This is a genomic window from Bacteroides sp. AF25-38AC (assembly GCF_003602995.1).
GTDB lineage: Bacteria > Bacteroidota > Bacteroidia > Bacteroidales > Bacteroidaceae > Bacteroides > Bacteroides uniformis.
Genome location: NZ_QTMD01000058.1, coordinates 1 through 11,248 on the forward strand (window position 1 = coordinate 1; position 11,248 = coordinate 11,248).

The following is an 11,248-nucleotide window of genomic DNA, read 5'->3' on the forward strand; positions in this document are numbered from 1 at the left end:
TTAGCACAAGGGGGCAGAATCGCTTGGTTTTAGGGGGCAGCTTACACTGGATTTTCCAAATTAGGTAGCAAAAGTAGGAGAAGTGTTTGACCCCGGATAGAACAAACGGGACATTTATACGGGATTGGTGAACAAATCGGAATAAGGATTTGATACTTTCAGCAAAGACATGGGCGTATATCCGCAGAACTTCTTGAACTCCCGGATAAAGTGCGACTGGTCGGCATAACCGCTGGCGTATGCTATTTGTGCCTGATTGATTTCTTTGCCCGCTTGATGCTGCATCTGCGCCAAAGCCTTTTGGAAGCGAACGATACGGGTATATTCTTTAGGATTGATGCCTACAAATGAATGAAACAACCGCTCAAACTGCTTTTTGCTCAGGCAGGCAATGGAAGATAACTCGTTTACAGAGATTTGCGGAGTGATATATATTCGCTGTATGGCGGCATCTATTCTTTTAATTCTGTATGTGGTATCAGCTAAATTATCGGCGATTTGTGACAACAGCCATTTTTCTATATAGCTTATGCAAATAGAATTATTCTCACAGTCGAATATTCGTGTAGCCAGTTCATTCAAACTTTTGTTTTCAAGGCTGTAACCGGGCACTTCTTGATTATAAAAGTGTGAAGTCGGTATGTTCAGAAATATACTCATAGCGTGAGGGTGGAATACAATCACTATCATTTCTGTATTGCCGTCAGCATACAAATGGGATGAAAAATTAACTTGTCCGCTGACAGTCAGTTTGTCTTGTGTAACATTCAATTCAGGGATATATAACGGTGCTTGCTTATGGAAAATGATTTGAGGGCAACCGATAGGATAAGTAAAGGCATCTAGCGGTCGATTGCTCTTGAATACCCAATAATACCTGACGTAAGGTTGCAGTAACTTACAAGGTTTGTAAAACTTGAACTCATCTTGAATCATTTTACAAATCTTTATCACTAATTGAGTCTAATATATTTTTCATGCGCTTGCTCACATTTTCCAATATATCAGTGTATTTATTGTAATTTCCATGTATATTATTGACTTGTCGACATATCTTTTTCTTGTTTTTTATCCAGACCTTATTTAATAGGTCTATATATATTTGATACTCGTTTTCCGGATGTAAATATTGAACTTCTTCCATTAGATAGGAACATCTATTACTATTTATAGGATGGTTATTAGGAGTCGGAATCAAATTTGCCTCTTCTAACCAAGAATAAATAAGAAAAAAGAAAATAGGTGCAAAAAGTAATAACATCTGATTTTTATCTGTTAGGTAAATATGATACAATACGTGTACTGCAAAAATATCAGCCACAATTTCTTCATCATTTTTCATTTTATTTCTAATATTAGGAGAAGGTTTTTTGCTGAAAGGCCATACGAGTTCTTCTATACTATCAATATAAGCATGTCCCATTTCATGAAGAATTATAAATATTTCAATTCCTGATAACAGAGACTCGTCTTCAGGGATTAGATTAAAAAAGCTAAATGCTTTTGCATGATTATTAGTAAGTAGTCCAATTGTCGTTCTTCTAAATTGTCGATGCATTCTCCATCTAATTATATTCCATAAATTGGAATTAGTTTGTTGCTCTATTATAAAAGGCTGCAAACATCTGCAAAAGACATGCGCAAAATAACAAGTTCCCGATGTAATAGAAATTCGTTTATCCATACCAAACCATGATGCATAGTCTGCATTTACAATACTCCATCCTGAAACATCATTAATTCCATCTATTGGAATGATAATTTTCAAGCTATCCAATGTTTTGCAAATAATGTTATATTCTTCATCTAATATTGTTTGATAATGAGGTAAAGGTAATATCTTTTTAAAATAGTAATATAAACAAATTTCGGTGTTAAGTTTTATTATCCAGCGAAAGAATGAATTGTTAGGAAAATGCTTTACTAAAAACAATATAACTCTATTGTGACGATAAAATAGAAACTTAAAATCCTTAATGATATTTTTTTTCAAACTTGGTTGTTGAGTTATTGCTGTAGATATTCTATTAGTAATAATATGTAATTTATTCATAAGGCTTTTCTCTTTAATTATGATATATTTGGATACAAATTTAAGATAATAATATCAAGACTAGAATATTTTGAGTATTTTTAGTGCAAGGTGCAAGTATATATCTATATATAGCTTGCACCTTGCACTAACCGCAGAATATTTATTTTCAATGATTTGCATTTATCAAAAGAAAGCCGTATCTTTGAACCGTAGTTTTAGGCAGACAACGAACAGCCAAAAGGTGACAGAAAAGCGTTATTCTTGTAACCTAAGTTGTACCCCCTAAGGCTTTGACATGATGATAAGAAATTGAATTTCAAGGATATTGGGGAGTCGGTTCATAACCCTGTCTCTCCGCTGAACTAACTGGATAATGAATAGGTAAGTCTCATAAATTCAACGATTTGTGGGACTTTTTTTATTCCATTATCTCTGCCCTATCGGATATTATTTAGCCCTTTATAGAATAAGAATTTATACTTTAGTTTTGACTGAACTTCAGTATATATGTGCAATTTTAGAACAAATAATCTAAAAATGATTTTTTTTTGTAACTTAGCATAATATTTAAAACAAATATGGTAAAAGCTACAAAAGATAATAGGCCTTTTTCAAGTGGTGTGTTTGATTTAGAGGAGTTCAATATTTATACAAAGGTAATTGATTTGCCTCTTGACGGGATTCCGACATATCTAGAAGAAGGGATAAATGGAGTTTGTACCGGAGGCTCTGCTCTTTTTAATGTGTTTTCTAATAAACGCAGGGTTGTGAAGAATGATTTGATAACTATTTTTCCTTATCAGTTGGCAAGTATAACCGAAATCAGTACAGACTTTGCCGTTATTTTCTTTAAAGTACCAAAGAAATTGTTTATGGATACCATTAATGGGCTGGGTAGGCTTACACTTGACTATTTTTTCTATATGAGGAAATATTATAGCTCTCCGCTCAGTGAAGAAGAGTATAAGCGCTTTGTTCATTTCTGTCATATATTGTCATGCCGTGTAGATTTATCTTGTGCCTTTCTTAGGAGGGAATCGGTGATGTATTTATTGAGGGTTTATTATTGGGACTTGTATGTGGGCTATAAGAGTAACCCCAAGGCTATGGCTTCCGTGAAGTTTGTACGTAAAGAGAAGCAGGTTTTTGAATTCTTTTATTTGGTTATAGAGTATCATACTATAAGTCGTGATGTGGCATTTTATGCAGATAAGATGTGTATCTCACCTAAATATCTGACAATGTTAATAACAGATAATACTGGTCGTTCGGCTAAAGAGTGGATTGTGGAATATACCATACTTGAGATAAAAGTCTTATTGAAAGACTCCAATCTTGAAATAAAGGAAGTGGTTTCACGAACTAATTTTCAATCGAATTCTACGATGACACGTTTTTTTCGTAAGCATACAGGCACTACTCCGTCAGAATACCGTGAGAGAATGTTTGTCTGATATTTGGATAATTTGTACTTATACCAAAAGGCAAGAAAGATATGAAAGAATATCTTAAAATAATAGATGAAATAATCGCTCTTGTGGGGTTACATTTAATTCCCAAATTTGTTAATCTATATCAAGGCCAGGTTGACATAAGATGTGAGGAAAATGATACTGGAGTCTTAATTAATATTATTGTGTCTTTACCAGATAAAAATGAACTGCAGGCTTTGCACAATCAAGTTGGTATGGACTCACTACAAGCCAAACAGATCTTAGAAGGAATATTAAAATTGGAGAAAATGGATTCATGCAAACCATTGGAAAACAGACAACTGGAATTGAAACGAATTTGGCTTAACAAGCTTGTTTCAGTGTTGGAAGAGCATATGGAAAATACAGAGTTTAATGTTGCTATGCTCTGTCAACTGTTGGGAATGAATCGAAAACTGTTGTATCGAAAGATTAAACAGTTGACGGGGGTTACTCCAGTAAGCCTTATTCGGCGTGTTAGGATGATAAGAGCCGCTACACTTTTATTACAAGGCAGATTCACTGTATCGGAAGTAATGTATATGGTAGGCTATTCCAATCCTTCTTATTTTTCCAGGTGTTTCATGGCAGAATATAATATTTCTCCAAGTCAATATGCAATAATTCAAAAAAAAACAGGTGGAGCGTCCGAATAAGGGGGCACTCCACACATGATTCATTGTCTTTTGTTCTGTTATTTTTTATACCAATCCTTACAGTCATTTCCCATTGATTTTGCCCATGTAGCAAAACCGGGATATTGGCTGTCAATTCTGTTCCTTTCTGTTACCGGGGTAAACCCTAGCATCGGTATATCGATAGCAAATGGATATGCTCCTTTACGGTCGATATAGTAAGCATCATCATTGCTGCCAATCAATGACTGATTGGCATAAGCTGTAGCTTTGTGTTTGGGCAGATGAACCTCTGTGCGATTCTGTTCTCCTTGTGAATATTTTACGATGATGTATGGATTATAGGACAATAGCTGATTCTTTAGGAAAGAACCGTTGAATTCTCTGGTGACTACATATTTATTGCCTATATTCTGTTTGGCATTGGACATTACGATAATGGACGAAGTCTCTTTTTCCAATATTGCACCTTCCGGCAAAGTGATTTTATCGCCAATTTGTGCTGCATCTATCTGATAGGCAAATGCGTTAACATATGTAGCGCCATCATGTACCGGAGTGAATTCGTCAACGATCTTCGTTACTATATTCTTTTTGTCGAAATAGACTTTGCGTTCGTATTCTACAATTACGTCATTCATGTCATAATCGCCACCGGAAGGCCAAATATCTTCGAATGCCAGTGTGCCGGTAACATTTTCATCTTCATCGGGTTTGGGTTCTTCTTTATCACCTTCATCGGGAATAGACGGCCTTTCAGGATCGTCAATAGAACTTCCCGGAGTAGCATCTACATAAAATAAAAGGTCACAGTAGCTTTGATTTACACCATCTTCTGCTCCAAGAATCGTCTTGCCGCTTTTTTGGTCTTTAACAGAGACAAAGGCCGACATGTTGTTTTGGGGATTGGAAGTGCGAAGATTTGAATTGTATGGATTATATAAATCAGGCAATTTAAGATAATCTTCTAAATTATTTCCATAACCGTTCTTAAAACCGTCGGCATAAAGAAACCAGCCTACTGTATATCCTGCTGGGAATGTATCATGGGCTTGGCCGTCTTCATCGAAGTAAAGCAGACGAACTTTATTCCCGGATTCTAAAATCAATATTTGGCCGCCATACCAGTCAAAAGACACATTGGGGAATATAATGTATTTCCTCACTTGGTCTACATCGACGGACGTTCCGGTTTTATAAAAATAATATCCGAAAGTATTGTTATAACTTGCACTTCGATTGAGAAAAATGAGATTCAATGCGGTGTTGTCCTCCTTTATCGAAATATTGATAGTTTTTCCATTACCAAGTAATTTTGAATTGTCTTGTCCTCCTTTATTGAAGAATGTTTTCATCCGGTCTGTCAAATCCAAAATACTTTCATTACCAATATTTTTTTCCTTTGTCATATATTGGCTGTTCAGCTGACCTCCTTCTCCCCAATAGCACAGTGAGTATAGATTTTGGGATTTGTTTACTAAATAAGGTACATCAGACGAAGCGCGAGTGACAGACTTTGTTTTAGGATTTGATTTTGCCGACATGTCAAAAATGACAGCATTGTCTTTAATTTCAAGTTCTATGCATCCCGGCAATCCCCATGTCGCAGTATATAAATAAACTTTATTAAGATAGGTAGGAAGCTGCATTTTTCCCTCATACTTACCGCTGTTGTCGGTATAGGTTTTGAACAAGGCTTCTATACCCTCTTTCTTTATCGGCGTACCTTCCACTGTTTCCATCGGATTTTCACCGTAAATTTCTATCAAAGGAGTAAACCCGTAAATGTCATAGTTGACAGAAAGCCGGACATCACTGCGCATCTCAAAGCCGAAATATTTATCCGGGTCAGGAAGAGGTTCTTTTTCACGATTCGGGTCGTATACGTCTTTCTCCATACAACCTGTCATAAGGCCTGAAAGTGCAAGCACTAAAATGAAAGCTCCAATGCTAATTAAGCGGTTTTGTTTCATAAGATATAAAAATGTTATGTTAATTTTATTTGTATGTATTTTTGATTAGTTACTTGCTCTTTAAATACCCGATACATTTTATTATGCAAATTTAGTCTGTATTGCTCAAACTCATTGATACAAAATTGACAAAAGAATGATAGAAAAAGGACAGTTGATTTTTTTTGTATATCCATGTGATAGTTTGTCGGGAGTGTCTTTTTGTTCTTCCTTTATTGGATTTTACCCTCTTTTCAGTATATTTGCGCTCGGCGTTTTAAGAATATTATCTTTGAGCCGATTCCAATACTAAACTAGATAGAATTAATGGAGAAAATAAATGCAGTAATTACGGGAGTGGGAGGGTATGTTCCTGACTATATTCTGACCAATGAAGAAATATCCAAAATGGTAGATACGACAGATGAGTGGATAATGGGGCGTATCGGTATAAAGGAAAGACGTATCTTGCACGAAGAAGGATTGGGGACTTCGTTTATGGCCCGTAAAGCTGTAAAACAATTAATGCAACGTACAAAATCTAATCCTGATGATATTGATTTGGTGATTGTGGCCACTACAACGGCCGATTATCATTTTCCTTCAACAGCATCCATATTATGTGAGAGAGTAAAGCTTAAGAATGCTTTTGCTTTTGATATGCAGGCTGTTTGTAGTGGCTTTTTGTATGCATTGGAAACTGGAGCCAATTTTATCCGTTCGGGAAAATACAAGAAGGTCATTGTAGTAGGGGCTGATAAAATGTCGTCGGTGATTGATTATACCGATCGTGCCACTTGTCCGATTTTTGGTGACGGTGCTGCCGCTTTCATGCTGGAACCCACCCGGGAGGATATGGGAGTAATGGATGCCGTATTGAGAACAGACGGGAAAGGTCTGCCCTTTTTACATATCAAAGCGGGAGGCTCCGTATGTGCTCCATCTTACTATACACTGGACAATCGGATGCATTATATTTATCAGGAAGGACGTACAGTCTTTAAATATGCTGTGGCCAATATGGCAGATGCTTGTGAGGCGGTCATGGAGAGGAATCACTTGGCGAAGGAGGACATTGACTGGGTGATTCCCCATCAGGCAAACATGCGTATAATTACTGCAGTTTCGCAACGTTTGGGAGTATCTCCCGAAAAGGTAATGGTCAATATAGAACGGTATGGAAATACAAGTGCCGGCACGCTTCCATTGTGTGTATGGGATTTCGAGGATAAGCTGAAAAAGGGGGATAAACTGATTTTTACAGCATTCGGAGCAGGATTTGCTTGGGGGGCTATTTACGTGAAGTGGGGATACGACGGAAAAGGTTGAGGCTCTCTGATAAGATTTAGGTTGTTTGTTTCTTTTCTGATACAACTTTTAGTATCTTTGCGAAACAGCAGTTTTTTATTGTGACAAAAAATTGCATGTGTTTTGTTAACCATATAGAAAACTAAAAACAACCAGCGTATTATGAACCAGGAATTATCCATGAGCCCCAATTTATTGGTGGCTGCCCTTCAAAAACCGGCTTCCGAATTTACGAAAGCAGACATTGTTTCCTATATAAAGGAGAATGACATTCGTATGGTGAACTTCATGTATCCTGCGGCAGACGGGCGACTGAAGACACTGAACTTTGTCATCAATAATGAAGCATACCTTGATGCCATACTTACATGTGGTGAACGCGTAGATGGTTCCAGCTTGTTTCCGTTTATAGAGGCCGGTAGCAGTGATTTGTATGTAGTGCCGCGTTTCCGGACCGCTTTTATAGACCCTTTTTCTGAATTGCCCACACTGTCAATGCTCTGTTCTTATTTCAATAAGGATGGTGAACCGCTGGAAAGTTCTCCGGAATATACCCTGCGTAAGGCATGTCAGGCATTCACTACGGTTACGGGGATGGAATTTCAGGCTATGGGAGAATTGGAATATTATGTCATTTCTGAAAATGACGGATTGTTCCCGGCTACCGACCAGCGTGGTTATCACGAATCGGCCCCTTATGCCAAGTTCAATGATTTCCGTACGGAATGTATGTCATATATTGCGCAGGCAGGCGGACAGATAAAGTATGGGCATTCTGAAGTCGGTAATTTTACGCTGGACGATAAGATTTATGAGCAGAATGAAATAGAGTTCCTGCCGGTGCGTGCCGAGGAGGCTGCTGACCAACTGGTGATAGCAAAATGGGTTATTCGTAATCTGGCTAGCCAGTATGGATATAACATTACTTTTGCACCGAAAATCACGGCAGGAAAAGCCGGTTCCGGATTACATATACATATGCGTATCATGAAGGACGGGCAGAACCAGATGCTGAAAGATGGGGCACTTTCTGAAACAGCCCGTAAGGCCATTGCGGGCATGATGAAGCTGGCTTCTTCCATTACGGCTTTCGGTAATACAAATCCTACTTCCTATTTTCGTCTGGTTCCTCATCAGGAAGCACCGACCAACATTTGCTGGGGCGACCGCAACCGTTCGGTATTGGTACGCGTTCCGTTGGGCTGGTCGGCAAAAACGGATATGTGCATGTTGGCAAATCCGTTGGAGACCCCAAGTCATTATGATACTACACAGAAACAGACGGTGGAAATGCGTTCGCCTGACGGTTCGGCCGATTTGTATCAATTGATTGCCGGACTTGCTGTAGCTTGCCGTTATGGATTTGAGATAGACGATGCTTTAGGAATTGCAGAAAAAACATATGTCAATGTAAATATCCACAAGAAAGAAAATGAAGATAAGTTGAAACAACTGGAACAGCTTCCTGATAGTTGTGCCGCTTCTGCCGATTGTTTGGAAAGACAGCGTGCTGTCTTTGAGCAATATCATGTGTTCAGTCCTGCAATGGTTGATGGGGTTATTTCCAAACTGCGTTCTTACGAGGATAGAACCTTGCGTGCAGAGATACAAGACAGTCCGGAGGAGATGCTGAAACTGGTCGAGAAGTATTTCCACTGCGGATAGGAGAAGAAATGAGGGCATAACTCACCGCAGGTTACACAGATTGCTATAGAATTTCTGATAATCAAGAACTTTTATCTGTGTTAATCTGCGGTGATTGTGTATTTTGACACCTCTCCATTATTTCTTTGGCTTTGAATACTGGTTCTGCTTTTTGTATTTCCGATTCGAAGCCGAACCAATAACCATTTTGGGTATTGTCGTCAATGGGTAGAAAACATAAGCGGAGGCTTTCTTTGTAGTTTCCATAGATGACTTCCCAATATTCCGGTGGCATCTGGCGCTTGGTCTTGACTTTCTCTGCTGGTTTTTTCTTTAATGACATGCCTGCCTCTATCCAGGCAATGGTGACCATGATTTTATAGGCCGGATAATGCATACTGCAGAATTCATAGAGTACGAGGCCTCGCTTTTCCAGGCTCATGGGCTGGTCTATAAGATTTTTATCGATTAAAAATTCCAGAAAGCGACGTAGGAAGTCGTTGTCATCCAGAATCAGCTTGCGGGTGATGGCTTGCCAAGCAGTTGTGTTATAGAATCCATCCAGAAGACGTGACAGTTGCCGGGCTGTTTGAAGCTCGTTGACACTGATTTCATTTGTTTGAAGCACTTCATAAGGGGGGAGAGGAGAATATCGGATGCCTAGTTCTTCCGCTCTTCTTCTCATTTCTGTGCCGGGAAGTAACTTCAGGGATTCAAGCTGTATCTCGCCGGCATTGTATCCGGCAAGTGTACGCACATCTTCAAATATTTCGGATAGGCGGTATAGAGGCAAGCCGGCAATGAGGTCGGCGTGTGTTTCCATATTGGGTAGGGAACATAGGAAACGAAGACCTTGCAGTGAGTCCTCCAGGCTTCCCATCCGACGGCTTTTCTGGAGGACCGGTTCGCGCAGGCTTTGAATACCGGCCTCGAGATGGAGCAATCCTTTAGGTAGCTTTTTCAATTCATTTTTCAGCTCTTCGGATAATAGTGCAGGGTGTATTTCTAAGTGAAAGCATATGTCCGGGTTGAATTCCAGGAAAAGTTGCAGTAATTCTTTAGCACGGCGCGGATTATAATTAAAGGTCCGGTCGAGGACGCGTACGTTTTTTATTCCATGACTGTGGATAATTTGAAGGCGTTCACGGATACTTTCAATGGACAGTGTGCGCACCGGTTTTTCTTCACCGCTGACGCAGAATGCGCATGTGTTGAAACAGCCTCGGGTAGTCTCCAGTTGTACGAATGGTTTGCTCCAATTGAAGAAACTGCTGTTTTCCGGTGGTACGAGCCGGGAAAAGTTAAGTACACGGGCTATGCCGTTGTCTATATATTGCTTTTGAGGATTCATATAGCAGAGTCCCGGAATACTGTTCCATTTTTCCGGCTGGTTCCAGCAAGACAGCCATTGGGGGAATGCTTCTTCTCCCTCTCCCCTGAATACGCAGTCGATGAAAGGGTTTTTATGCAGAAAGTCTTCATTGTTTCCTAAGAATTCAGGTCCGCCCAAGATGAAGCAGCTATTGGGAAGCAATGCTTTTAATCTCGCTGTTATGTGCAACAGTTGTTCGTGGTTGAACAACCATGTTGTTGCGGCAATGATGTCGGGTTGGTGCCGGTATATTTCGTCGACAATCATTCCTACGTTTTCATTGATGGTGGCAGATACGATTTCCCATTTTACGGAATTGTTTTTTGCTATTTGTGCGTGCAGTGCAGGGAGTGCCAACGAAGAGTGTGCATACGAGCTATTGAGGTCTATCCAGAGAATTTTCATATTTGATTGAATTTCATCTTTGCAAAGATAACTGATTTTGCTTTTCGTATAAACAAAAAGGGTTATATTTGCATGTCGGAAATCGAAAATAGTAGAGTTATTGGTATAGAATGTTTTTTGAAAGATGAAATATTCTTTTTGTATTCTTATTTCTATAAGGTGATAACGGGTTGTCTTATCACTGGCTTGATAAAGTAAGGAAGGAAGTACTATTAAGTGTGATTGATACAGAATGCAAAATATCGGAATAAGTTTCCAGCTATTTTGAACATTTTGAGAAAGTAAACTCTTTTGTACAAGGACTGGTTTAGGTAATTGATTCCTTCCTATGATGTAGGGATACTCTGTGAGGAGTATCCCTACAATTTTTTACGGGTCAATGTAAAAACCTGAGGGGTAAATTTATAAATTATTATCTTTGTCTC

The 11,248-nt window shown here is 38.8% G+C and carries 8 protein-coding genes; 4 read left to right on the forward strand and 4 right to left on the reverse strand.

What is annotated here, in order from left to right:
- Positions 1-114: 114 nt before the first annotated feature.
- Both DWY55_RS21140 and DWY55_RS21145 read right to left on the reverse strand, forming a co-directional pair.
- The gene (locus DWY55_RS21140; protein ID WP_120172956.1) at positions 115-936 is read right to left on the reverse strand and encodes a response regulator transcription factor; all 822 of its coding nucleotides are present in this window, start codon (positions 934-936) and stop codon (positions 115-117) included.
- A gap of 1 nt (position 937) precedes the next feature.
- Entirely contained in the window at positions 938-2,053 is a 1,116-nt protein-coding gene (locus DWY55_RS21145; protein WP_008664991.1) for a hypothetical protein, read from the reverse strand.
- A 560-nt stretch (positions 2,054-2,613) separates the two neighbouring features.
- Between DWY55_RS21145 and DWY55_RS21150 the strand changes: the two genes are divergently transcribed.
- Positions 2,614-3,489 (forward strand): helix-turn-helix domain-containing protein, encoded by an 876-nt coding sequence (locus tag DWY55_RS21150; protein WP_005831578.1) that lies wholly within the window; start codon positions 2,614-2,616, stop codon positions 3,487-3,489.
- Positions 3,490-3,530: 41 nt separating this feature from the next.
- Positions 3,531-4,163, forward strand: a complete 633-nt coding sequence (locus DWY55_RS21155) for a helix-turn-helix domain-containing protein (RefSeq protein ID WP_120178376.1) — start codon at positions 3,531-3,533, stop codon at positions 4,161-4,163.
- 38 nt (positions 4,164-4,201) lie between these two features.
- On the opposite strand, the gene DWY55_RS21160 is transcribed toward DWY55_RS21155, so the two are convergent.
- Positions 4,202-6,115, reverse strand: coding sequence for an LruC domain-containing protein (locus DWY55_RS21160; protein ID WP_005831574.1), 1,914 nt, complete (start codon positions 6,113-6,115; stop codon positions 4,202-4,204).
- A gap of 306 nt (positions 6,116-6,421) precedes the next feature.
- Between DWY55_RS21160 and DWY55_RS21165 the strand changes: the two genes are divergently transcribed.
- Together DWY55_RS21165 and DWY55_RS21170 are read left to right on the forward strand one after the other, a co-directional pair.
- Positions 6,422-7,423, forward strand: a complete 1,002-nt coding sequence (locus DWY55_RS21165; protein ID WP_008664940.1) for a beta-ketoacyl-ACP synthase III — start codon at positions 6,422-6,424, stop codon at positions 7,421-7,423.
- Positions 7,424-7,564: 141 nt separating this feature from the next.
- Positions 7,565-9,067, forward strand: a complete 1,503-nt coding sequence (locus DWY55_RS21170) for a glutamine synthetase family protein (RefSeq protein WP_005832480.1) — start codon at positions 7,565-7,567, stop codon at positions 9,065-9,067.
- A 61-nt stretch (positions 9,068-9,128) separates the two neighbouring features.
- On the opposite strand, the gene DWY55_RS21175 is transcribed toward DWY55_RS21170, so the two are convergent.
- Positions 9,129-10,823: a B12-binding domain-containing radical SAM protein gene (locus DWY55_RS21175; RefSeq protein ID WP_008664938.1), complete on the reverse strand. Its 1,695-nt coding sequence runs from the start codon at positions 10,821-10,823 to the stop codon at positions 9,129-9,131.
- Positions 10,824-11,248: the final 425 nt, after the last annotated feature.